This window comes from Roseomonas sp. USHLN139 (assembly GCF_037145735.1).
Lineage (GTDB): Bacteria > Pseudomonadota > Alphaproteobacteria > Acetobacterales > Acetobacteraceae > Pseudoroseomonas.
This window is the reverse complement of the sequence record NZ_JBBCWY010000001.1, coordinates 1,517,902-1,541,482: the sequence shown is the minus strand read 5'-3', so window position 1 is coordinate 1,541,482 and position 23,581 is coordinate 1,517,902. Positions and strand designations below refer to the sequence as shown.

General features: G+C 71.1%; 21 protein-coding genes. 4 read left to right on the top strand and 17 right to left on the bottom strand.

Annotated elements, in window-relative coordinates; genetic code table 11:
• Positions 1-2: 2 nt before the first annotated feature.
• On the top strand, positions 3-944 hold the full coding sequence (locus tag WFI16_RS07105) for a CobW family GTP-binding protein (RefSeq protein ID WP_419897080.1): 942 nt from the start codon (positions 3-5) through the stop codon (positions 942-944).
• On the opposite strand, the gene WFI16_RS07100 is transcribed toward WFI16_RS07105, so the two are convergent.
• Together WFI16_RS07100 and WFI16_RS07095 are read right to left on the bottom strand one after the other, a co-directional pair.
• The gene (locus WFI16_RS07100) at positions 931-1,743 is read right to left on the bottom strand and encodes an SDR family NAD(P)-dependent oxidoreductase (protein ID WP_419897079.1); all 813 of its coding nucleotides are present in this window, start codon (positions 1,741-1,743) and stop codon (positions 931-933) included. The two genes, WFI16_RS07105 and WFI16_RS07100, sit on opposite strands and share 14 nt — an antisense overlap.
• Before the next feature lie 87 nt (positions 1,744-1,830).
• Entirely contained in the window at positions 1,831-2,376 is a 546-nt protein-coding gene (locus tag WFI16_RS07095) for a TetR/AcrR family transcriptional regulator (protein WP_419897078.1), read from the bottom strand.
• Between the two features lie 108 nt (positions 2,377-2,484).
• Here WFI16_RS07095 and WFI16_RS07090 point away from each other — a divergent pair, with 108 nt between their 5' ends.
• Both WFI16_RS07090 and WFI16_RS07085 read left to right on the top strand, forming a co-directional pair.
• Positions 2,485-3,564, top strand: a complete 1,080-nt coding sequence (locus WFI16_RS07090; RefSeq protein WP_419897077.1) for an efflux RND transporter periplasmic adaptor subunit — start codon at positions 2,485-2,487, stop codon at positions 3,562-3,564.
• Complete coding sequence (locus WFI16_RS07085; protein WP_419897076.1) at positions 3,561-6,713, top strand: efflux RND transporter permease subunit; 3,153 nt, start codon at positions 3,561-3,563, stop codon at positions 6,711-6,713. Before WFI16_RS07090 ends, WFI16_RS07085 begins: the two co-directional genes overlap by 4 nt.
• On the opposite strand, the gene WFI16_RS07080 is transcribed toward WFI16_RS07085, so the two are convergent.
• The 12 genes from WFI16_RS07080 to WFI16_RS07025 all read right to left on the bottom strand — a co-directional run bounded on the left by WFI16_RS07080 (position 6,694) and on the right by WFI16_RS07025 (position 17,230).
• Entirely contained in the window at positions 6,694-7,635 is a 942-nt protein-coding gene (locus tag WFI16_RS07080) for a tripartite tricarboxylate transporter substrate binding protein (protein WP_419897075.1), read from the bottom strand. The genes WFI16_RS07085 and WFI16_RS07080 overlap by 20 nt on opposite strands.
• A gap of 222 nt (positions 7,636-7,857) precedes the next feature.
• Positions 7,858-8,880, bottom strand: coding sequence for an LLM class flavin-dependent oxidoreductase (locus tag WFI16_RS07075; protein ID WP_419897074.1), 1,023 nt, complete (start codon positions 8,878-8,880; stop codon positions 7,858-7,860).
• A gap of 112 nt (positions 8,881-8,992) precedes the next feature.
• Positions 8,993-9,385, bottom strand: a complete 393-nt coding sequence (locus WFI16_RS07070; RefSeq protein ID WP_419897073.1) for a cupin domain-containing protein — start codon at positions 9,383-9,385, stop codon at positions 8,993-8,995.
• Positions 9,382-9,969: a thiamine pyrophosphate-dependent enzyme gene (locus WFI16_RS07065; RefSeq protein WP_419897072.1), complete on the bottom strand. Its 588-nt coding sequence runs from the start codon at positions 9,967-9,969 to the stop codon at positions 9,382-9,384. The genes WFI16_RS07070 and WFI16_RS07065 overlap by 4 nt, the downstream gene beginning before the upstream one ends.
• Positions 9,966-10,493, bottom strand: a complete 528-nt coding sequence (locus WFI16_RS07060) for a thiamine pyrophosphate-binding protein (RefSeq protein ID WP_419897071.1) — start codon at positions 10,491-10,493, stop codon at positions 9,966-9,968. Before WFI16_RS07060 ends, WFI16_RS07065 begins: the two co-directional genes overlap by 4 nt.
• Positions 10,494-10,572: 79 nt before the next feature.
• Complete coding sequence (locus WFI16_RS07055; protein WP_419897070.1) at positions 10,573-11,247, bottom strand: alpha/beta hydrolase; 675 nt, start codon at positions 11,245-11,247, stop codon at positions 10,573-10,575.
• Positions 11,248-11,293: 46 nt separating this feature from the next.
• Positions 11,294-12,274 carry a Bug family tripartite tricarboxylate transporter substrate binding protein gene (locus tag WFI16_RS07050; RefSeq protein ID WP_419897069.1) on the bottom strand — a complete coding sequence of 327 codons (981 nt, stop codon included), beginning with the start codon at positions 12,272-12,274 and terminating at the stop codon, positions 11,294-11,296.
• Between the two features lie 72 nt (positions 12,275-12,346).
• Positions 12,347-13,246 carry a dihydrodipicolinate synthase family protein gene (locus WFI16_RS07045; protein ID WP_419897068.1) on the bottom strand — a complete coding sequence of 300 codons (900 nt, stop codon included), beginning with the start codon at positions 13,244-13,246 and terminating at the stop codon, positions 12,347-12,349.
• Positions 13,243-14,445 carry a sialidase family protein gene (locus WFI16_RS07040; RefSeq protein WP_419897067.1) on the bottom strand — a complete coding sequence of 401 codons (1,203 nt, stop codon included), beginning with the start codon at positions 14,443-14,445 and terminating at the stop codon, positions 13,243-13,245. Before WFI16_RS07040 ends, WFI16_RS07045 begins: the two co-directional genes overlap by 4 nt.
• A 14-nt stretch (positions 14,446-14,459) precedes the next feature.
• Positions 14,460-15,590, bottom strand: coding sequence for an iron-containing alcohol dehydrogenase (locus tag WFI16_RS07035; RefSeq protein ID WP_419897066.1), 1,131 nt, complete (start codon positions 15,588-15,590; stop codon positions 14,460-14,462).
• 23 nt (positions 15,591-15,613) lie between these two features.
• Positions 15,614-16,471 carry an IclR family transcriptional regulator gene (locus WFI16_RS07030; RefSeq protein ID WP_419897065.1) on the bottom strand — a complete coding sequence of 286 codons (858 nt, stop codon included), beginning with the start codon at positions 16,469-16,471 and terminating at the stop codon, positions 15,614-15,616.
• Positions 16,472-16,549: 78 nt separating this feature from the next.
• Positions 16,550-17,230 carry an SDR family NAD(P)-dependent oxidoreductase gene (locus WFI16_RS07025; protein ID WP_419897064.1) on the bottom strand — a complete coding sequence of 227 codons (681 nt, stop codon included), beginning with the start codon at positions 17,228-17,230 and terminating at the stop codon, positions 16,550-16,552.
• 148 nt (positions 17,231-17,378) lie between these two features.
• Between WFI16_RS07025 and pepT the strand changes: the two genes are divergently transcribed.
• Complete coding sequence (gene pepT, locus WFI16_RS07020; RefSeq protein ID WP_419897063.1) at positions 17,379-18,617, top strand: peptidase T; 1,239 nt, start codon at positions 17,379-17,381, stop codon at positions 18,615-18,617.
• Between the two features lie 4 nt (positions 18,618-18,621).
• Here pepT and WFI16_RS07015 read toward each other — a convergent pair whose 3' ends face one another.
• The 3 genes from WFI16_RS07015 to WFI16_RS07005 form a co-directional block, all read right to left on the bottom strand.
• A complete protein-coding gene (locus WFI16_RS07015; protein WP_419897062.1) occupies positions 18,622-18,840 on the bottom strand; it encodes a hypothetical protein in 219 nt (72 codons plus the stop codon).
• A 103-nt stretch (positions 18,841-18,943) separates the two neighbouring features.
• A complete protein-coding gene (locus WFI16_RS07010; protein ID WP_419897061.1) occupies positions 18,944-22,669 on the bottom strand; it encodes a PAS domain-containing protein in 3,726 nt (1,241 codons plus the stop codon).
• Between the two features lie 229 nt (positions 22,670-22,898).
• Positions 22,899-23,552: a TetR/AcrR family transcriptional regulator gene (locus WFI16_RS07005; RefSeq protein WP_419897060.1), complete on the bottom strand. Its 654-nt coding sequence runs from the start codon at positions 23,550-23,552 to the stop codon at positions 22,899-22,901.
• Positions 23,553-23,581: the final 29 nt, after the last annotated feature.

Below are 23,581 nucleotides of genomic sequence, written 5' to 3'. Positions count from 1 at the left end.
GCATGACCCCGGTTCCGGTCCTGCTCGTCACCGGGTTCCTGGGGGCGGGCAAGACCACGGTGGTGAACCATGTCCTGGCGCATGCCGAGGGCCGCCGGATCGCCGCCGTGGTCAACGATTTCGGTGCGATCAACATCGATGCCGAGCTGATCGCCGGCGCCGAGGACGGCGTGGTCAGCCTGGCCAATGGCTGCATCTGCTGCACGCTGGAAGGCGACCTGCTGCGCACCATCGCGACGCTGCTGCGCCGCGAGCCCCGGCCGGAGGCCATCGTCATCGAGACCAGCGGCGTCGCCGAGCCCGGCGACATCGTCCGCAACCTCATGGACCCGGTGATCTGGCGAGCGGCGCCCTTGGAGACGGTGCTCTGCGTCGTCGATGCCGCGGCGCCGCTTTCCTCGCTGGAAGACCCCTTGCTGCGCGCCCAGCTGCGCATGGCCGATGTGGTGGCGCTGAGCAAGACCGACCTGGCCGCGCCCGGCACGCTGGACGCCTTCAAGGAAGCGGTGAAGGCGCTGCGTCCGGCCGCGCTGCAGGTCGAGGCGCCCGGCGGCGCCGTGCCGCTGTCGCTGGTGCTGCCCGAGGACCCGACGCGGCCCCCGGCGCCGCGCGACCCCGGCCGCCGCCGCCCGCATGCCGACCGCTTCGAGACGCTGAGCTGGACCGCCGAAGCACCGCTGTCGCTGCCGAAGCTGCAGGCGGCGATCGGCCGGCTCGCCCCGCGCCTCGCCCGCGCCAAGGGTTTTTTCGAACCTGCCGGGCAGCCGGGAAAGGTCTTCCTGTTCCAGCTGGCCGGCGGCCGGGCGACGCTGGCGCCGGTCGACCACCAGCGGAAGCCTGATCTGCCGCGCGCCCGCATCGTCTTCATTGCCGAGCTCGGCCGCTTGTCCCCGGCCGAGATTGCAGCGGCGATGGCGGGCTGCGCCGACATCAGCCCTTCATGAAGGCAGCAAAAGCGTCCTTGTAGTCGGGATGCCAGCGCGACAGGGCAGGGCGGTTCTCGATGATGTCGCCCATCGCCCAGGCCATGCGCTTCTCGTCCATCGCCCGCGTCACGTCGTTGTCGGGGCAGAGGATGTAGAAGTCGCCGGCCGCGATCCGCTCGAGCATGAAGTCGGCGACCTGGCCCGCGGTCCAGGCGCCCGCCGGCTTCTCGGCGACGCCGGTCATGCCGGTATGGGTGAAGCCCGGGATCAGCAGATGCGCGGTGATGCGGCTGCCCGCCGCCTCGCGCAGGCTGTGCGCCAGCCCCTCGGTCAGTGCCTTCACCCCGGCCTTGGCGACGTTGTAGGCGGTGTTGCCCGGCGGCTGGGTGATGCCCTGCTTCGAGCCGGTGTTGATCACCAGCCCGGGCCGCCCGCTGTCCAGCATGGCGGGCACGAAGGCCTGCACCCCGTGCAGCACGCCCATCAGGTTGATGCCGATGACATCGTCCCAGATCGCCGGCGAGGCGAGGGCGTCCGCCCCGCCATGGATCGCCGCATTGTTCATCAGCAGGCTGACCGGGCCGAAGCGGGCATGGATCTCGGCGGCGGCGCGTTCCATGGCCGCGCGGTCGGCGACGTCCAGGCTCCAGCCGGCGGCCTCGACACCCAGGCTGCGGGCGATCCCGTCGATCTGCGGTGAGCGATCGATCAGGGCGAGCCGCAGGCCGCGCGCCGCCAGCCGCTGCGCGACCGCCAGGCCGATGCCGCCCGCGGCGCCGGTCACCACCGCCAGATTGCCGGAAGAAAGCGCCTGCATCGTCGGATCCTTTCGCGTGGGGTGTCGCCGGCTGTAGCCACCACCCCGGGCTGGCGTCCAGTCACGCAGCGCGGCGCGGCGGCCGCGCTACAGCCGGCCCTCGAGCAGCGCATGCAGGTCGGCGATCAGGTCGCGCATCTCCGGCTCCGACGGCTCGATGCAGCCGAAGGCGCGCAGCATGAAGGCGCCTTCGGTGGCCATCAGCACCAGCCAGGCGCGCCGGCCTTCCGGCGTCTGCCGGTCCAGCCCGCCGAAGCGCTGCTGATACCAGGCCTTGGCATTGGTGATGTGGTCGCGCGCCTCGATCAGCGCCGCCACCATGCCGGCGGCCCGCGCCTGATCGGCCTCGTCCAGGTCGAGCGAGACGTCGATATGCGCCCGCACCGCCTCGATCGGGCTGGGCGAGGGGCCGGCGATCGCCGCGATCTCCGCGTCGTATTCGCGCGACCAGCGCGCCTCCAGCATGCGGATCAGGTCGCCCTTGGTGCCGAAGCGCGACTGCACCCCGCCCTTGGAGATGCCGGCGGCCTTGGCCACCGCATCGATCGTCAGCCCGGCGGTGCCCTCCTTCAGCAGGATGGCCTCGACGATGTCCAGCACCCTGTCGCGGTCGATCGATGGCGGTCGGCCCATGCAGCCTCCTTGACCTAGTTCAAATACGTCCGTATGGATTTATATACCAGGTCGTTCCGGCCTGGCAAGCGCTGCCGGGCCGTCGCGCCCCGAACTCCGGTGACCATCATGCCACGCCGCCGCTCCTTGTCCCTGCTCCTGCTGCTCGCCGCCTGCGGCGAGACGGCGGCGCCCCCCGAGGCGGTCATGCCGCCGCCCCAGGTCGGGGTGGTGGCCGTGCAGCCGCAGCCGACGCCACTCGTGCTCGATTACGGTGGCCGCGTCACCGCTGTCCGCCAGACCGAGGTGCGCGCCCGCGTCGGCGGCATCCTGCTGCAGCGCGCCTATGCGGAGGGCGCGGCGGTGCGGGAAGGCGATGTGCTGTTCCGCCTCGATCCGGCGACCTACCAGGCGGCGGTCGATCTGGCGGCGGCGCAGCTGCAGGAGGCCGAAGCCGGGCTGCAGCGCGCCCGCCGCGACCAGGCCCGCACCGCCGCCCTGGCGCAGGCCGCCGTCGGCACCCGGCGCGACCGCGACGACGCGGTCTCGGCACTGGCCCAGGCCGAGGCGCAGCTGGCCGCCGCCCGCGCCCGCCTGGCCAGCGCCCGGCTGGAGCTGAGCTACACCACGGTCACCGCGCCGATCTCCGGCATCACCAGCCTGGAGGCGGTGCCGGAAGGCAGCCTGATCGGCACCGGCGACAATTCCCTGCTGACCCGCATCACCCAGCTCGATCCGGTGCATGTCAGCTTTGCCTTCAACGCCCCCGACCTGGCGGCGCTGGGGGGAGGGGCGGCGGAGCTGCCGGCCGAGGTGCTGCTGGAGGGCGCCACGGCGCCGCAGGGCCGCGTCAGCTTCACCGAGGCGACGGTCGATCCGACCACCGGCACGGTGCGCGGCCGCGCCACCTTCGCCAATCCCGACCGCCGGCTGATCCCCGGGCAGTTCGTGCGGCTGCGCGTCTCCGGCCCGGCGCGGCCGGCGATCCGCATCCCGCAGGCCGCCGTGCAGCAGGACGTCCAGGGCGCCTTCGCCTATGTCGTCGGGCCCGACAGCAAGGCCGAGCGCCGCGCCATCCGCCTGGGCCGCATGCTGGCGCGCGACTGGATCATCGAGGCAGGGCTGCAGCCCGGTGACCGCGTCATCGCCGAGGGCCTGATCAAGGTCACCGAAGGCGCCGTGGTCGAGGCGGTGGAGGCCCGGCCGTGAGCGCCCGCTTCTTCATCGAGCGGCCGGTCCTGGCCGGCGTGCTGTCCATCCTGATCGTGCTGGCCGGGCTGGTGGCGCTGCCCGCGCTGCCGATCGCGCAATACCCGCAGATCGTGCCGCCGCAGGTACAGGTCTCCACCAGCTATTCCGGCGCCGATGCCGATACCGTGGCGCAGACCGTGGCGGCGCCGCTGGAACGCGCCATCAACGGCGTCGACGGGCTGATCTACATGCAGTCGGTCAACACCGATGGCAGCATGTCGCTCAGCGTCAGCTTCGAGATCGGCACCGATCCCGACCAGGCGACGATCAATGTCAGCAACCGGGTGCAGAGCGTGCTGGCGACCCTGCCCGCCGAGGTGCAGCGCGTCGGCGTCACCGTCAGCAAGCAGTCCAGCGCCTTCCTGGCGGTGGTCTCGCTGACCGCGACGGATGACCGCTTCGACGAGATCTTCCTGAGCAACTACGCGCTGCGCAACGTGATCGACGAGATCAAGCGGATCCGCGGCGTCGGCAATGCGGCGCTGTTCGGGCAGAAGGAATACGCCATGCGGGTCTGGCTGCAGCCGGAGAAGCTGGCGCAGTTCTCGCTGACCGCCTCCGACGTCTCGGCGGCCATCCGCGAGCAGAACCAGCAATTCGCCGCCGGCCAGATCAATGCCGCGCCCAGCGCCGGCGGCGCCTATACCTATGCCATGACCGCCGAGGGCCGGCTGCCGGATGCCGAGGCCTTCGGCAACATCATCCTGCAGGCGCGCCCCGATGGCTCGACCCTGCGGCTGCGCGACGTCGCGCGGGTGGAGCTGGGCGCCCAGCAATACGACTTCGTCGGCACCATGAACGGCCGGCCGAGCGCGCCCTTCGGCATCTACCTGCAGCCGGGCGCGAATGCGCTGCAGACCATCGCCGCCGTCACCGCGCGTCTCGACGAGCTGGCGCAGGCCATGCCGCAGGGGATGGAATATTCCATCCCCTACAATACCACGACCTTCGTCAAGGTCTCGATCCAGCAGGTGATCGCCACCTTCCTGGAGGCGGTGGCGCTGGTCGTCGTCGTGGTCTTCCTGTTCCTGCAGAGCTGGCGCGCGACGGTGATCCCGCTGATCGCCATCCCGGTCTCGATCATCGGCACCTTCGCCGGCATGTATGCGCTGGGCTTCAGCATCAACATGCTGACGCTGTTCGGCATGATCCTGGCGATCGGCATCGTCGTCGACGACGCCATCGTCGTGGTCGAGAATGTCGAGCGGCTGATGGCCGAGGAAGGCCTGCCCCCGCGCGCCGCCGCCATCAAGGCGATGGAGGAGGTGACCGGCCCGGTCATCGCCATCGTGCTGGTGCTCTGCGCGGTCTTCATCCCGGTGGGCTTCCTGGGCGGCCTTTCAGGGGAGCTCTACAAGCAGTTCGCCATCACCATCTCGGTCTCGGTGATCCTCTCGGGCGTGGTGGCGCTGACGCTGACCCCGGCGCTCTGCGCGGTGATGCTGAAGCCCGGGCATGGCCGGCCGCTGCTGCCCTTCCGCCTGTTCAACCGCGGCTTCGAGCGCGTCACCGGCGGCTATACCGCAGGGGTGCGCTTCTTCCTGCGCCGCGGCCTGCTCGGCCTGGCCTGCTTCGCCATCGTCTGCGGCCTGACCTTCGGCCTGTTCCGCAGCATCCCCGGCGGGCTGGTGCCGGAGGAGGACCAGGGCATCCTGCTGGTCGCCTGGTCGATGCCGCCGGCGACCGCCGTGGACCGCACCGCCAGCTCCGGCGCCGAGATCGAGGCGATCCTGCGCGCCGATCCGAATGTCCGCTCGGTGACCGCCTTCGCCGGCTTCAACCTGCTGTCCAATGCGGCCTCGACCAGCGCCGGCGCTGCCTTCGTCGAGCTGCAGGACTGGTCCGCGCGCCGCGCGCCGGAGCAGGACGCCCGCCAGCTCGCCGGCCAGTATTTCGGCGCGCTGTCGCAGGTGCGCGATGCCTTCGCCCTGGCCTTCAACCCGCCGGCGATCGACGGCATGGGCTCGGTCGGCGGCTTCGAGATGAAGCTGCTGGACCGCGGCGGCGCCGGGCGCGAGGCCATGGCGCAGGCCGTGCAGACGCTGCTGCAGGCGGCCGGCGCGCGGCCCGAGCTCGCCGGGCTCAGCACCACGCTGCAGGGCAATGTGCCGCGCTACCGGCTCGACATCGACCGCGACGCGGCGCGGGCGCGGGGCGTGACGCTGGCCGCGCTGTTCGAGACGGTGCAGAGCACCTTCAGCAGCCTCTACGTCAACGACTTCTCGCTGATGGGCCGCAATTACCGGGTCAACCTGCAATCCGAGGCCGAGTACCGCCGCGCGCCCGAGGATCTCAGCCGGGTCTTCGTCCGCGCCGCCGGCGGCGAGCTGGTGCCGGCCAGCGCCATGCTGCGCCTGACCCGAGTCGTCGGCAGCGACATGGCGGAGCGGTTCAACGTCTATCCGGCGGCGACCATCAACGGTGCGGCGGCGCCCGGCTATTCGTCGGGCCAGGCGCTGCGGGCGATGCAGCAGGTGGCGGCCGAGGTGCTGCCGCCCGGCTTCGGCATCGCCTGGACCGGCGCCGCCTACCAGGAGCTGGCCGGCGGCAATGCCGCGGCGCTGGCGCTCGGCTTCGGCATCGTCATGGTCTTCCTGATCCTGGCGGCACAGTATGGCCGCTGGTCGCTGCCGGTCGCGGTCCTGCTGGCGGTGCCCTTCGGCCTGTTCGGCGCGCTGCTGGCGGTCTGGCTGCGCGGTATGAACAACGACATCTACTTCCAGGTCGGGCTGATCACCCTGGTCGGGCTGGCAGCGAAGAACGCCATCCTGATTGTCGAGTTCGCCGTGCTCGAGCGGCGTGCCGGGAAGTCGGCGAAGGAGGCGGCGCTGGCGGCGGCGCGGCTGCGCTTCCGGCCGATCGTCATGACCTCGCTGGCCTTCATCCTGGGCTGCCTGCCGCTGGCGCTGAGCAGTGGCGCCGGCTCCGGCAGCCGGCTGGCGATCGGCACGGCGGTGGTCGGCGGCATGCTGGCCGCGACCTTCCTGGCGGTCTTCCTGATCCCGCTCTTCTACACGTGGTTCGCGGGGAGGGCGGAGGCCGCGCCTCTCCCCGCGCCCGGTCAGACGCCCGGTTCCGCGAAGGAGGTCAGTTCACCGTCAGGTTGAACCGCTTCACCAGCTGCTGGTAGCGGTCGTATTCGGCCTGGTGGAAGGCGGCGAAATCGGCACGGCTGCGATACTGGATCGGCATGTTCATGGTCTTCATGCCCTCCACCACGGCGCGGCTTTCCACCATCCGCTTGCAGGCGGCGTCCAGCCGGTCCAGCACCGGCTCGGGCGTGCCGGCAGGGGCGTAGAAACCCGACCAGATGGCGAAGGTCAGGTCGAAGCCGAGCTCGCGGAAGGTCGGCGTCTCGGGGAATTCCGGCATCCGCTCGGCGGCATAGACGGCGAGCGGATGGTAGCCGTATTGCCGCACCAGCGGCGTCTGGTCGGTGAAGACGGTGATCTGCTTGGCCGCCATCGCCTGCACCACGTCGCCCGAGCCGCGGAAGGGGATGTGGTTGAACTCCACCCCGGTCAGCCGCTCCAGCGAGATCGAGCTGATATGCGGCGTGCTGCCCGGGCCGGTATTGGCGATGGCCAGCGCCCCCGGCGCCTCGCGCGCGGCGCGCAGCACATCGGCCAGGCTGCGGAAGCCCGAGCCCTGCGACGTCATCATGATGATCGGCGCCGAGACCACCTGGCAGACCGGCGCGAAGTCGGCGTTGCGGAATGGCGCGCCGCGGGTGTGCGGCGTCAGCACCAGCGAGCCGCCGGGCGTCATCAGCAGGGTGCTGCCGTCCCGCGGTGCCCGCGTCAGCTCCAGCGCGCCGACGGTGCCATTGGCGCCGGAGGTGTTCTTGATCACCACCTGCTGCCCCAGCGCCGCCGCCAGCTCCGGCTGCATGATGCGGGCCATCAGGTCGGTCGAGCCGCCGGCCGAGTAGTTGACGATCATGGTGGTGACGTTCTGCGCCCGCGCGCCCATCGGCAGCGCCAGGGCCAGGCCGAGCATGGCCGCGCCGATCCTCGTCCGCTTGTTCATGGATCTGTCTTGCTCCCCGTTGTTCTTGTCCCGATCCGGCTGGCGCCGTCCGGGCTGGGAGCAGACTAGGTCAGGGGCGCAACGAAAGTCAGGTCAGCTTTCGGTCAGGCGATGGCCAGGGACCGTCATCCGAGGCGCGCGTCCATGGCGGGCAGGAACGGCTTCCGCCCTGGTCGGGGCCGCAGGGACGGGCGGGATGCGATCGTCCCGCCCGCCGCAGGTTCAGCGCCAGCCCAGCGCCGGCGCGACGTGCTTCAGCACCCCCTCGATCACATGGGCGCAGTAGTCGACGCCCAGCTGGTTGGGGATGGTCAGCAGCAGCGTGTCGGCCTCGGCGATACCCTCGTCGCCGCGCAGCTGCTCGATCAGCGTCTCCGGCTCGCCGGTATAGCCGCGGCCGAAGATGGCGCGCGTGCGCTCGTCGATGAAGCCGACCTGGTCCTGCTCCCGGCCGCCGCGGCCGAAATAGTCGCGGTCGCGATCGTCGAGCAGCGGGAAGATGCTGCGGCTGACCGAGACGCGGGGCTCCCGCGTGTGGCCCGCCTCCTTCCAGGCCGCGCGATAGGCGCGGATCTGCTTGGCCTGCTGGATGTGGAAGGCCTCGCCGGTCTCGTCATCCTTCAGGGTCGAGCTCTGCAGGTTCATCCCCTGCTGCGCTGCCCAGACCGCGGTCGCGTTCGAGCCGGCGCCCCACCAGATGCGGTCGCGCAGGCCTTCCGAATGCGGCTCGAGCCGCAGCAACCCCGGCGGATTGGGGAACATCGGTCGCGGATTGGGCTGCGCGAAGCCTTCACCTTTCAGCAACTGATGAAAGACCTGGGCGTGGCGGCGGCCCATCTCGGCATCGGTCTCGCCCGCGATGGGCTCATGGCCGAAATGGCGCCAGCCGTCGATCACCTGCTCCGGCGAGCCGCGGCTGAGGCCGAGCTGCAGCCGGCCGCCGCTGATCAGGTCGGCGGCGCCCGCATCCTCGGCCATGTAGAAGGGGTTCTCATAGCGCATGTCGATGACCGCGGTGCCCAGCTCGATCGACCTGGTGCGCGCGCCCATCGCCGCCAGCAGCGGGAAGGGCGAGGCCAGCTGGCGGGCGAAGTGATGCACGCGGACATAGGCGCCGTCGGCGCCGAGCTCCTCCGCCGCGACGGCGAGCTCGATGGACTGGGTCAGCACCTCGGCGGCCGAGCGCGTCGCCGAATGCGGCGAGGGCGTCCAATGGCCGAAAGAGAGAAAGCCGATCTTCTTCATGGCGGTCGATATCCCTGCGCGGCGGGGACAGGCGCCCCGCCGGAATAGGTCTGGTCGACCGCCTATATGCGGCGAGCGGCGCCGGCATCCCAATCACCGGCGCCAATGATGGTCATGCCGTGCCGAAGCCGGAACCGGCGACGCGATACTCCGGCCGCGGCGGGCTGAAGATGTCGAGCACCCGCGCGCCCTCGGGCCCGGCGCGCATGGTGTGCGGCACGCCGCCGGGGGTGCGCCAGAAATCGCCCTTCTTCACCGCGATCTCCTCGCCGCCCTGGATGCGCACCGCGCTGCCGTCGAGCAGCACGCCCCATTGCTCCTCGGGATGGGCATGCAGCTTGCCCTCGGCATTGGGGGCGATGCTGACGATGGAGAGCATGGCCTGCTCGCCGGCGAAGATGCGCGTGGTCAGGCCCGGGGCCAGCTCGCGGAAGATGCCGCCCTGGCCGTCATCGAGGTTGTGGAACTCGTCGGCCTGGCGCTTCGGGGTGTCGGTGCTGCTCATGAGGGGTGGTGTCCCAGGGCTTGGCGGAAACGGTTCTTGACGAAGACGCCGTCGCGCGGCGGCAGGGCGCGCGGCCAGTTGCGCGGCTCGATCTTGACGACGGCGAGATGCAGCCCGGCGCGGGCATGCAGGCGGCGGCGCAGCGGCTCGACGCCCTGCAGCTCGGTGATGGTCTCGGCGGAGGGGAAATCCAGCGCCTCGGCCAGCCGCGCCAGCTCGACGCCGCGGCCGGCATGGCTCGGCTGCATGCCGGTCTCGCCGTAATGGCCGTTGTCCAGCACGACGATGGTCAGGTTGGGCGGGCGGCGCAGCGCGATGGTGGCGAGCGCGCCCAGGCCCATCAGCTGCTCGCCATCGCCGGTCAGCACCAGCACCGGCTTCTCCGGCTGCGCCCGGGCCAGGCCGAAGCCGACCATGGCGGCGCTGCCCATTGCCGCCCAGAGGTAGAAATTGCGGTCGTGGTCGCCGGCCGCCATCAGGTCGTAGGAGGGCGAGCCGAGCGCCGAGACCACCAGCAGATCGCCGCGTTCCTGCACCAGCCCGGCGACGACGGCGCGCCGGTCGAGGGTTCCGCCCGCTGTCACTTCACCCACTCCTTCTCGCCGATCAGCCGCTGGCCGAGCAGCAGCGCGCAGGCGGAATCGCCCTCGAAGGCCATGGTCGCCGCGCCGCGCAGCAGGGGGGAAACCTCGGCCGGCGCATCGGCGCGCCAGGTCATGACGCCCATCTGCTTCAGCACTGGCTCGGTGGCCTGGCCCATCGGGTTCTGCCAATGGTTGAACTCGGCCCAGTCGCCGCGCATGGTCACCACCATCAGCAGCGGGAAGCGGATACAGGGCTGCAGGGCGAGGGTGTTGATGCAATTGCCGACGCCGCTCGACTGCATCAGCAGCGCGCCGCGCTCGCCGCCCAGCCAGGCGCCGGCGAGATAGCCGATGCCTTCCTCCTCGGTGGTCAGCACCACGGCCTCGATCCCGGGATCGGCCTCGGCCAGGCGGATGGCGGCGGCATGGCCGGCATCGGGCACGTAGCAGACATGGCGCACGCCGGCCGCCTTCAGGACGTCGAAGACCTCGCGCTGCCAGTCCGGCTCGCTGTCAGACACCATCCGCTTCTGTCTCCCCCCTCTTTGCCGGGGAGCTAGCCACGGATCGGGCCTGAGCAGAATTATAATCTCGCTCTGCTTCCTATGCCGGGATGCGATCGCTCGCGCCGTCCGGCAGGGCGGCGAGATGCGCCACCACCTGGTCCAGCGCCTGGGCCAGGCAGCCCTTGAAGAAATGGTCGGCGCCGGGGAAGACGGTGACCGGGTGCTGGCTGGCCCGGCCCCAGTCGAGCAGCGAGGCCAGCGGCGCCATGGCATCGTCCTGGCCATGCAGCAGCAGCGTCCGCCGCGGGATCGGCAGCGCCGCGTAGTCGCGCCCGCCCGGCACCAGCCCGACCGGCAGGCCCATCAGCACGATCGCCGCCGCCGGTGCCTCGTCCTCAAGCGCGCAGGCGAGGCGGGCATAGACATGCGCACCGAAGGAGAAGCCGACCAGGGCCAAGGGCAGGCCCGGATGCTCGGCCCGCAGGGTCTGGGCAATGAGAAAAGCATCTTCCGCCTCGCCGACCCCTTCGGCATAGGCGCCTTCCGACCCATCGACGCCGCGGAAGCTCGGCCGCACCGCGATCCAGCCGGCATCGCTCAGCCGCCGCGCGATGCTGTGCGGCACGATATGGCGGGGCGAGCCGCCCAGCAGCGGCTGCGGGTGGCTGATCAGCACCAGGCCGCGCGGCGCGCCGGCCGGCTCCGTGACGGTCAGCTGGATCTGGCCGGCCGGGCCTTGGAGGAAGCGTTGCTGCGGGCGGGGCGTGGACATGCCTGCGGCATACAGGCTTCCACGCCCCGCCTCCAGCCTTGGCGGATCACTCCGGCTGGTAGTTGACGCTGCGCAGCAGCTCGCCGGCGCGGTTGATCTCGGTGGCGATGAACTGCCTGGTCTGCTCGATGCTCTCGGTCACCGGCTCCAGCACCTGGCGGGTCAGGCGCTCGACCATAGCGGGCTCGCGCATGGTCTCCTGCATCAGCGCATTGACCCGCTCGCAGATCTCGCGCGGGGTGCCCTTGGGCGCCCAGACGCCGTACCAGGACTGGAACTCGTAGCCGGGCAGGCCGCCCTCGGCCATGGTCGGCACGTCGGAGGCCAGGGCCGAGCGCTCTGCCGTCGCGATGCCCACCGCATTGATCTTGCCGTCGCCGCGCGCCGGCAGCAGGGCGAAGCAGGGGTCGATCAGCAGCTGCACGCTGCCGCCCATCAGGTCGGTCAGCGCCGGCTGGGTGCCGCGATAGGTGACCATGTCGAGGTCGAGCCCGGTGCGGCGCAGGAACTCGATGGTCGCCAGGTGCCCGGCCGAGCCTAGCGAGGAGATGGCGATGTTCCACTCGCGCGGCTTGGCCTTCGCTGCCGCGATGATCTCCGGGAGGGTCTTCTGCGGGCGGGTGCCGGAGGAGACCATCACGAGGGGTGCCTTGGCGGTGCGCGCCATCACCTCCAGATCCTTCTGCGGATCGAAGGTGGCGCCCTTCAGCACCAGTGGCATGACCGCCGTGTTGAAGGCCGAGGCCAGGATCGTGTAGCCGTCATTCGGCGCCGTCAGCACCGCATTGGTGCCGATCAGCCCGGCGCCGCCGGTGCGGTTCTCGGCGATCGCGGTGGCGCCCAGCTTCTCGGTCAGGCGCTGCGCCAGCAGCCGGCCGAGCGTGTCGTTGGCCGCACCCGGCGGCCAGGGAATGATGACCCGGATCTGCTTGCCGCGCGGCCAGGATTCCTGGGCCTGGAGGGCCGGGGCGGCGATCAGGGTTGCAGCGGCGGCACCCGTGCCGAGCAGCAGAGAACGCCTGTTCATGGCTTCTTTTCCGATGGTTCTTGGCTTGGACGTTGCGGTCGGCGGCGCCGGGCTGGCCGGCGTCGCGAAAGGTCAGGCCTGGGCGAGCTCGCTCGCCTGGGCCTCGGTCAGCGGCAGCAGCGGCGGGCGCAGCCGCATCCAGCCGGCCTGGCCGGTGCGATGCGCGGTCATCGCCTTCAGCGAGGCCATCTGCGGATACTTGGACGCCTTGTTGCGGGCGGCGACGATGCGGGCCTGGGCGGCATCGACCTCGGCCGTTCTGTCCGCGTCATTCGCATGGGCGTAGACGAAGGCCAGGTCGCGGGCGACCAGGTTGGAGGTCGCGGTGATGCAGCCGGCACCACCCTTGCGGCGCAGCGGCAGCAGCAGCGGATCGGCCCCCGCCAGCACCGAGAAGCCCGGGAACTTCTCCACCATGGCTTCCATGTTGGCGAGCTCGCCGGCGGAATCCTTGATGCCGACCACGGTCTCCGGGAAGGCGGCCAGCAGGCGCTCAATCACCGCGTGGCTGATCGGCACCGCCGACATCTGCGGGATGTGGTAGAGCACCACGCGCAGCCGGCTGTCGCCGATGCGCTGCAGGATCTCCGAATAGGCGGCGAAGACGCCATCATCGGAGACACCCTTGTAGTAGAAGGGCGGCAGCATGACGACGGTGGTGACGCCGCAGGACAGCGCATGCTTCGTCAGCGCCACCGTCTCGGTGAAGGCGGCGACGCCCGTCCCCGGCAGCAGCCTTTCCGGGGCCACGCCCGCGGCGACAGTGGCTTCGAGAAGCGCCTGGCGCTCGGCGACCGAAAAGGAATTGGCCTCGCCGGTGGTGCCGAGCATGGCGATGCCGTCGCAGCCTTCGGCCAGCAGCCACTTGGCATGATCGGCGAAGGCGGCGTGGTCGGGGTTCAGATCGGCGTCGAGCGGGGTGAGGGCGGCGCTGAAGACGCCGCTCGGGCCACGCAGGGCAGGGGTGGTCATGCGGCGGTCTCCTTGACCCAGGCCTCGTCCACCGAGACGTATTTGATGGCCTGGCGATAGACGGTGTAGGCGATGTGCAGCCGGCCATCCGGCGTCTGCGTGATCGAGGGGTAGGAGAATTCGCGGTTCAGCCCCTCGCGCGAATTGTTGGTCATGCAGTAGCCGTCGCCGGTCTCCAGATTGCGCCGATGCGGCCAGCTGCGGCCGCCATCCTCGGAGATCGCCAGCGTCATCGGCGCGCGCGGCACGCCCCAGAAGGTGCTGCGGCGGCTGGTGTCGATGGCGGCCACCACCTTGCCGTCGTCGCTGTCATCCTCGATGTCGTCATAGAGCGACAGGCGCCGCTCGGTGGCATCCGCCGCGCTGCTCTCGTTGAACACCATCGCCAGATGGCCATTGGCCAGCCGCGCCACCTGGATGGAGGAGTTGTTGTTCGGCAGCTCGGTGGGCTGCGGCGCGCTCCAGCTGCGGCCAAGATCGTTCGAGCGGGAGACATAGACATTGTCCGCCCAGCGGCTGCGGTAGAAGGCCGCCAGCGTGCCATCCTGCAGGTCCAGGATGTTCATGTGCACGCAGCCCAGGCTGCCGGGCACCGCCACCTCCTGCCAGGACCGCCCCTGGTCGGAGGAGATCATGACCGCGCTGGTATCCTCGTCGCCCACCCATTTGCGGCCCGGGGTGCTGGCGCAGATCCAGATCGGCAGCAGCCAGTCGCCGTTGGACAGCACGGTGACCGGCTGGCGCATGAAGGTGCCGCCGCCCGGCCGCTCGCCGAACAGGGTGCCGATCGGGCCCCAGCTGCGGCCCTGGTCGGTGGAGATGCGGCGGCGGACGATGGCGGTGTCCTGGTTGCCGGAGATCTGCGCCGTCCAGATCAGCCAGAGCTCGCCATTCGGCGCCGGGAAGAGCAGCGGGTTCTGCTCCGAGCGGGTCGGGTCGTCCGACAGCCGCACCGGCGCCGACCAACGGTCGCCCTCCAGCCGGGAGAAATAGGCGGAGATATCGGGCACGCCTTCCTGGGTGCCGCCGAACCAGACCAGGCCGAGCGAGCCGTCCGGCAGCGGCGTCAGGTTGGCGGCATGGCTCTGCACCGTCGCCGGCGGCAGGTAGCATTCGCGGCGCCCGGCATCGTCGGCAGCGGGCCGCACATGGCCGGCCTCGCCGAGCGCCAGCTTGCCGGTGGGATCGGTCTGGATCATCCGCCTGGAACCTTTCAGAAGGCGGCGTCGTAGAGGGCCAGGATCTGCTCCCGGCTCATCTCGCGCGGATTGTTGTCGAGCAGCCGGCGGATGGCATGCGCCTCGGTCGCCATGGCCTCGAGGTCCTCCCGCGGCACGCCCAGCACCGAGAGCTTCATCTCGATGCCGAGATCGGCGCAGAAGCGGTGCGTCGCGGCGCGCACCGTCGCCTCGTCGGACGACGCCGGCAGGCCCAGCGCCTCGAGCACCAGCGCCGTCTTCTCCGGCACCACCGGCGCGTTGAAGGCCAGGGTGTGCGGGAAGACCAGGGCGCAGGCCAGGCCATGCGGGATGTGGTGCCGGGTGCCCAGCGGATAGGCCACCGCATGGCCGGCGGTGGTGTTCACCGGGCCCAGGCAGAAGCCGCCATACATCGAGGCCAGCGCCAGGCCGGCGCGGGCTTCCTTGTCACTGCCATCCGCCACGGCCCGCTTCAGGAAGCGGCCGACCAGGCGGATGCCCTCCAGCGCATAGAGGTCGATCAGCGGATGCGCCTTCCGGCTGGTGAAGGCCTCGACGCAATGCGCCATGGCGTCCACGCCGGTGGCCGCGGTCACGGCGGCCGGCACGGTCAGCGTCAGGTCGGGATCGACGATGGCGATGTCGGCCAGCATGTGGCGGCTCTGCACCGCCGCCTTGTTCTGCGTCGCCGGATCGGTGACCAGCGAGCGGGTGCCGCCCTCGCTGCCGGTGCCGGCGGTGGTCGGCACCTGGAACAGCCCGACGCTGCGGCCCTTCACCTTCTCTGGCCCGACGACCTCGGCGAAGGACTGGCCGCTGCCCGGCAGGACCGCGACCAGCTTGGCCAGGTCCATGGCGCTGCCGCCGCCGAAGCCGATGACGAGGTCCGGCTTCGCCTGCCCGGCAAGGGCCAGGACCTTCTCCAGGTTGGGCAGGTCGGGCTCGGGCTTCACCTCGCCGAAGACGGTGACCTCGCCCGGCAGGTCGAGCAGGCCGACGCGCCCGGCATTGAAGGCATCGGCCACCACCAGGATACGGCTATAGCCCCGCGCGCGCGCCCAGTGGCCGGCTTTCGCCACCAGCCCGCTGCCGAATTCGATGATGGCGGGGCGGGCGATCTCGATCGGGGTGGTCAGGCCGGTCATGGCGGGCTCCACGGAAGGGAAGGTCACGGGCGAGGGGGCAGGGCGATGGCGCCGAGCGACAGGCGGGCGGCTTCCGACAGCTCGGCCACCACGGCCTGCAGCCGCGGCAGGCCGGCGGCGACGAAGCTTTCCAGCGGCGCGCGGCTGGCCTCGATGGTCAGGCTGACGCCGGCGCAGGGCTGGCCCTCGGCGTCGAGGATCGGGGCGGCGACGGTGCGCAGCCCATAGGCGTTCTCGCCGTCGGAAATGGCATAGCCCTGCGCCCGCACCGCATCGAGCCGGGCCAGCAGCGCGTCCATTTCTGTCAATGTCCGCTCGGAAAGCTTCACCCGGGCGCGCTGCTCGAGGTGTGAAACCTGCTGGTCTCGGGGCAGGAAGGCGAGGATCGCGTGGCCGAGCGCGGTGGCATAGGCGCCGACGCGGGCGCCGGCCGGGCGCTGCACGCCATGCCGCTCCAGCCCCTGCTGCACGCGGGCCAGGTAGATCACCTCGCCGCCCTCCAGCGCGCCGAGCGAGGCGGCGTCGCCGAGCGCCGGTACCAGCTCGCGCAGCAGCGGGCGGGCATGGTCCGGCAGGCCGCGCGCGGCCAGCGCCGAGAAGCCGAGCTCTAGGCATTTCAGGGTCAGGCGGAAGCGGCGGCTGGCCGGGACGGCGCGCAGGTAGCCGAGCTCCTCCAGCGTGTGGATCAGCCGGAAGGCGGTGCCGCGGTCGAGCTCGGCCCGCGCCGCGATCTCGGCCAGCGTCAGCTCGGGCATGTCGGGGCCGAAGGCCTTCAGCACCGCGAAGACCTTGGCTGCGGACTGGACGGTGTTCTTCGGATTGCCGGCCCCCTTGCGGGGCGCGGCGGCGGCCTGGACGGGGGTCACGGTTTCCTCTGTCATGTTCGGAATCCGAACACTTGTTCGTTGTAGTCGATCATCATGCTTCCGCCCGCCTCCTGTCAATCGCTTCGCACGACGTCACAGCGAGCTGCCGCCGCAGATGACGATGTTCTGGCCGGTGATGGCCGCGGCCTCGGGTGCCAGCAGGAAGGCGACGGTGGCCGCCACCTCCTCGGGGCGGATCAGCCGGCCGATCGGCGGCAGCTTCGGCTGCGACTGCGCCCGCGCCGGGTCGCGCAGCATCGGCGTGTCGGTCGCCGCGGGCGAGACCAGGTTCACGGTGATGCCGCGCGGTGCCAGCTCGGCCGCCCAGGAGCGCGACAGCCCGGTCAGCGCCGATTTGCTGGCGGCATAGAGGCTGCGCCCGGCGGCACCCTGGGCGGTGCGGCTGCCCAGCAGGACGATGCGGCCCCCCTCCGGCATGGCGGGCACCAGCCGGTCGGCCAGCAGGGCGGCGGCCTGGACATGCACCTGCCACATGGTCGCACCCCGGACATGGTCCAGGCTGCCCAGCGGCTGCGCCCCCATCAGCCCGGCGGCATGCACCAGGGCGGTGGCCTGGAGCCCGTCCAGCGCCGCCTCCAGGCTGGCCGGATCGGCCAGGTCGGCGGCGCGATGGGCGAAGTTCGGGTCAGCGATGGCGGGGGCGCTGCGGCTGAGGCCGGTGACCTGCCAGCCATCGGCGAGCAGGCGGCGGCCAATGGCCTCGCCGATGCCGGAGCTGGCGCCGGTGACCACGGCATGGCGCGTCGTTTCCATGGAGTTCTTTCCTTCCCGAGGGCTGCCGTCCGACTTCTATGGACGACAACATAAGTTCGCAATCCGAACCCAGCGTCGGGACGGCCACTCTCGCGCCGCGTGGCTGGCGGCGGTATCCTGGACGGCACATCGGAGAAGAGGCTGAGGGATGGCGATGCCGGTCGAAGAGGAACTGATCGAGCGCTTCACGCGCTACCTGGCGGTGACCAGCCAGAGCGATGCCCGCGCCAAGATGCTGCCCAGCACGCCGGGCCAGCGGGTGCTGGCCGAACTGCTGCAGGCGGAGTTGCAGGCGCTGGGGCTGGACGACATCCATCTGGACGAGAACGGCAACCTGACCGCGATGCTGCGCGGCACGCTGCCCGGCGCGCCCTGCATCGGCTTCGTCACCCATCTCGACACGGTGGATGTCGGCCTGTCGCCGGAGATCCATCCGCAGCGCCTGCGCTTCGACGGCAAGGACCTGCTGCTGAACGCCCAGCAGGACATCTGGCTGCGCGTCGATGAGCACCCCGAGATCCGGCCCTATGCCGGGGAGGACATCATCTTCAGCGACGGCACCAGCGTGCTCGGCGCCGACAACAAGGCGGCGGTCGCCGTGGTGATGACGCTGCTGGCGACGCTGAAGCGGGAGCGGCCGCCGCATGGCGACATCGCCATCGCCTTCGTGCCCGACGAGGAGATCGGGCTGCGCGGCGCCAAGGTGCTGCAGCTCGACCGCTTCCCGGCGGCCTTCGCCTATACGATCGACTGCTGCGAGCGCGGCGAGGTGGTCTATGAGACCTTCAATGCCGCCAGCGTCGCCATCGAGATCACCGGCGTCACCGCGCATCCGATGTCGGCCAAGGGGGTGCTGGTCAATCCGATCCTGGTGGCGCGCGCGCTGATGGAGCTGTTCGACCCGTTGCAGACGCCGGAGCACACCGATGGCCGCCACGGCTACTGGTGGTTCAACGGCATCACCGGCGACCAGAGCAGCGTGCGCCTGGCCATGTCGATCCGCGACTTCGATGGCACCCGCTTCGACCAGCGCAAGGCCTTCGTCGATCAGGCGGTGGCCGAGATCCGCGAACGCTTCCCGCGCGCCCGCATCGACTGCCGCATCGAGGACAGCTACCGCAACATCGCCGAGAGCCTGGGCAATGACCGCCGCCCGGTGGAGCTGATCCTGCAGGCACTGGGCGATCTCGGCATCACGCCCAAGGTGATCCCGATGCGCGGTGGCACCGACGGCTCGGCGCTCTCGGCGCGCGGCATCCCAACGCCGAACTTCTTCACCGGCGCGCTGAACTTCCACTCGCGCTTCGAGTTCCTGCCGGTCAGCGCCTTCGTGGATTCCTACCGCGTCGCGGCGCGGATCTGCGCCCTGGCAGCGGAACCCGGCTGAGGCGTCACTCCTCCGGCGGCATCGCCTTCTGCACGTCGGAGTCGATCACGGTGATGGCGGCGCGCATGGCCGCCATCAGCCGCGCCGCCTCGAGCGGGCTGAGCACCAGGAAGGGGGCCTCGGCCTCCTCCTTCATCTCGATGACGACAAAGCCATCGCGATTGGCGAAGGCCCGCAGCTCCCCATAGAAGGGATCGTCCTGCGGATGGACCATTTCTGCCATGGCTGAACTCCTGGAGGGCCTGCCGGCTGTAGCCGATCGCGCCGTGGCGAGGCAACAGCCGGCGGGGGAAGCGGCCCGCCCGGCGTCCCGGTCAGGCGGCTGATCAGGCGCTGATCAGCGCCTTGATGCGGCCGGCCAGGGCGTCCATCGCGAAGGGCTTGGTCATGACATGCATGCCGGCGCCGAGCTGGCCATTGCCCAGCACGGCATTCTCGGCATAGCCGGTGATGAACAGCACCTTCAGCTCGGGCCGGCTGAGGCGGCCGGCATCGGCCATCTGCCGGCCGTTCATGCCGCCGGGCAGGCCGACATCGGTGACCAGCAGGTCGATCCGCGCCTCGCTGCGCAGGATGGCCAGGCCGGTGGCGCTGTCGGCGGCCTCCCGCGCGGCATAGCCGAGCTCCTCCAGCACCTCGACCACCAGCATCCGCACGGTGGGCTCGTCATCCACCACCAGCACCGTCTGGCCGGCCGCGGCGCGCGGCGCGGCGAGGGCGGCGGGCGTTTCCTCCGCGCTCTCGGCATCGCCCAGGTAGCGCGGCAGGTAGACCCGCATCGTCGTCCCTTGGCCGAGCTCGGAATAGATCTGCACCTGCCCGCCCGACTGCTTGGCGAAGCCATAGGTCATCGACAGGCCGAGCCCGGTGCCCTGGCCCAGCGGCTTGGTGGTGAAGAAGGGATCGAAGGCGCGGGCGATCACCTCCGGCGCCATGCCGGTGCCGCTGTCGGTGACGCTGATGGCGACGTATTGCCCGGGCTCGGCGTCCCGCTCGCGCGCCGCGCGCTCGTCGAGCCAGGCATTGGCGGTCTCGATGGTCAGCCGGCCGCCCTGCGGCATGGCGTCGCGGGCATTGATGCAGAGGTTGAGCAGCACGTTCTCGAGCTGGTTGGGATCGACCAGGGTCGGCCAGAGCCCGCCGGCGGCGACCACTTCCAGCGCGATGGAAGGGCCGGTGGTGCGGCGGATCAGTTCCTCCATGCCGGCCATCAGCCGGTTCACATCGGTCGGTCGCGGGTCGAGCGTCTGCCGCCGCGAGAAGGCCAGCAGCCGGTGGGTCAGGGCGGCCGCGCGGCGGGCCGCACCCTCGGCCACCGCCACATAGCGCTCGAGATCCTTGGTGCGGCCCTGCGCCAGGCGCGCGGTCAGCAGTTCCAGCGCACCGCTGATGCCCGCCAGCAGGTTGTTGAAGTCATGCGCCAGCCCGCCGGTGAGCTGCCCCACCGCCTCCATCTTCTGGCTCTGGCGGAGCTGCTCCTCGGCGCGCAGCAGCTCGGCGGTGCGCAGGGCGACGCGCTGCTCCAGCGTCTCGTTCAGGGCGCGCAGCGCCGCGGCGGCGCGGTCGCGCTCGGCCTCGACGGCGCGCCGCTCCTCGACATCGATCAGCACGCCGGGGAAGCTCAGCGGCGCGCCGTCGGGCGCGTGGTCGACCCGGCCATTGGCCTCGATCCAGTAGTAGCGGCCATCGGCGCGCCGCACCCGGTACTGGTGGGCGAAGGCGCCGCCGCGGGCGATCGCCGCCTCGATCGCGGCGGAGAGCCCGGCCTTGTCCTCCGGATGCACCGTCGCGATCACCTGCGCCAGGCTGAGCCCGGTGCGGCCCAGCGCCGGGTCCAGGCCGAAGGTCTCGGCGAAGGCGGCATCCACCGTGAAGCGGTCGGTCGGCAGGTCCCAGAACCAGGTGCCGATGATGGCGCCGGCGGCCAGCGCCAGCTGCACCCGCTGGATGTTCTGCCGCGCCAGCGCCTCGCTGGCGCGCAGCGCCGCCTCGGCCTGCTTGCGCGCGGTGACGTCGCGGAACAGCACCGAGACCTGGCGCTCGGCATATTCGAGCCGGGCCGAGGAGACCTCGATGAAGCGCCCGGCCTTGGCGAAATAGCGCTCGAAGCGGATCGGCCGGCCGGTCCGCAGCACGCCGCCATAGAGCTCGAGCCAGCCCTCCGCCTCGTCCGGCGCCAGCTCGCGCAGGGTGCGGCCGACGATATCGGGGATGCCGGTATGGCGCTCGTAGCCGGGATTGGCCTCGACATGCACATAGTCGCTGAGGGGACCATGCGGGCCGTCGAAGAACTCGATGACGCAGAAGCCCTCATCCATGGTGTCGAACAGGGCGCGGTAGCGGCCTTCGCTCTGGCGCAGGGCCTCTTCGGCCCGCTTGCGGTCGGTGATGTCGAGCACGGTGCCGATCAGGCGCTGCGGCCGGCCCTCGGCGAAATGCGTCTCGCCATGCGCCGCGACCCAGCGCTCGATGCCGTCGACCAGTCCGATGGTGCGGTACTCGGCGGCAAAGCTGCCAGAGCCGGCGGGATCCATGGAGCGGCGCACGGCAGCATCGGCACGCTCGCGGTCCTCCGGATGCAGCCCGGCCAGGAAGGTGCCGTCATAGCTGACCGGCACCCCCGGCGGCAGGCCGAACAGCGCGCGGCAGCGGTCGTCCCAGATCAGGGTGTCGCTGCCAACGCGATAGTCGAAGGTGCCGATGCGGGCCCCGGTCGTCGCCAGCCGCAGCCGGTCGGCCTGCTCGCGCAGCGCCGCATCGGCCTGGCGCCGGGCGCTCTGGTCCAGCATGGCGCCGATCATGCGCAGCGGCTGGCCGGCAGCGTCGCGGATGACGTAGCCGCGGTCGAGCACCTCGGCATAGCTGCCATCGGCGCGGCGGAAACGGTATTCCTCGCTCCAGCTGGTGTCGCCGCCCTCGATCACCGCATGGATGCTGCGATCGATGCGGGAGCGATCCTCGGGGTGGATCTGGGCGATCCACCAGTCGCCGGTCGGCGCCACCCGGGCCGGATCATGGCCATAGGCGGTCTCCAGCGCCTCGTTCCACAGCACGCTGTTGCGCCGCAGATCCCAGTCCCAGATGGCGTCGTTGGTGGCGCGCGAGGCGAGGCGATAGCGCTCGGTCACCGCCTCCAGCGAGGCCGCCACCGCATGCTGCTCGGTACGGTCGCGCAGCAGCTTGACGAAGCCGATCGCCGCCTGCTGCTCGTCGCGCAGCGGCGTCATGCTGCTGCTGGCCCAGAACCGCTCGCCGCCACGGCGCTGGTACCAGCGCTCGTGCTCGCCGCGGCCGGTGTCGAGCGCCTGCTGCCTTGCCAGCGCGAACTGGCCGGTGGCCTGGTCCTCGGGGGTGAGGATGCCGGCGGCGGAGTGGCCCAGCATTTCCGCCTCGCGCCAGCCGAGCATCTGCTCGGCGCCGCGGCTCCAGCGGGTGACGTGGCCTTCGAGGTCGGTGGCGATGATGGCGAAATCGCCGGCGCTGTCGATGATCTGCCGGTTCAGCGCCGCCTCGCGGCGCTGTGCCGCCAGCGCCCGGTCGCGGTCGGCCAGCGCCCGGCGCAGCTCCAGCAGCGTCATCACCTGCCGCGCCAGCGTGCGCAGGCCCAGGCGCTGCCGCGGGCTCAGACCCTGGGGCCGGGGCGCGGTGTCGAGCACGCAGAGCGTGCCGAGCGGCAGCCCCTCCGGCGTGCGCAGCAGCTCCCCGGCATAGAAGCGCAGGCCGGCCTCGGCGGTGACCAGCGGGTTGCAGGCGAAGCGCAGGTCCTGGCGGAGGTCGGGAATGACCAGCTCGCCCTCCTCCAGCAGCAGCCGGGCGCAGATGGCATTGTCCAGCGGCATCTCGCGCAGGCCCAGGCCGATCTCGGCCTTGAACCATTGCCGGCTGGCGCCGATCAGGTTGACCGCGGCCATCGGCACCTCGAGCAGCCCGGCGGTCATCTGCACCAGGTCGTCGAAGTCCGGCTCCGTCGGGGTGTCGAGGATGGCGTAGCGATCAAGGGCGGCCAGCCGCTCCGCTTCGTCCCAGCCGGGCGTCGGCTCCGCTGTCGGCATGGCGGTCAGCGCCCCCGCCGGCGCGCGGCCCGCAGCAGGCAAGGGTGGCGGGCAGGGGGCACGGCGGTCATCGGATCGGGGCAGGCCATGGCGCTTTGCGGGAAGGAGAGGAGGCGAGGAACACTCTTAACGCAGATGACGCGCTCCCGTCAGTTTGCGAAATGGCGGGGCCGGTGCCATCCGCTCTCCTTGCTTCTCGCCGCCCCTTCCAGCCCGGCCCGGCCGGCCCTCAGCGCCGGCGGGCGGCGCGCAGCGGGATGTAGAGCGCCAGATAGGCCTCCCGCGCATCGGCCGCCTCGCGCGCCATGGCGTCGGTGATGCCGCCATGGCGGATATAGGAGAGCGACCAGATCGAATCGGAGATGGTGATCGACAGCGCGAAGCGCCGCAGCAGCTCGGGATCGTCGGGGATGTGGAAGTGGCGCTGCACCAGGTCGTGCTGGCGGCGGCCGAGGCGGTTGTTCGATTCTAGGTCGGCCTCGCGGATCTTCAGCCCGACATCGGGGCCGAGGAACAGGCGCATCGCCGCCGGGTTCTCCTCGTAGAACTGCCGCGCGCGGCTCCAGAGGATGCGGCAGAGCGCCGGCCAGTTGTCGGGAATGCGCTCCACCGGGCTGGCATAGAGCGTGTCGAAGGCCAGCACGTAGCGCTGCGCCAGGCCGAGGAACAGCGCCGTCGGATTGGGAAAGTAGTGATAGACCGAGGCCAGCGGCGCCTCGGCCAGCCGGGCAACGTCCTGCAGGCTGATGGTCGCCGCCGGCTGCTCGCGCAGCAGCTGGTCGGCGGCGTTCAGCAGCGTCTCGAAGCGGGCATGGCCGCGGGCGCGCTGCGGCTGGCGCGGCGTCTCGGCCCTCGGCTCCTCGGCGGCGTCCTTGCCGGCCATTGGCGGCTCCTGCTGCGTGCTGCGGAGAT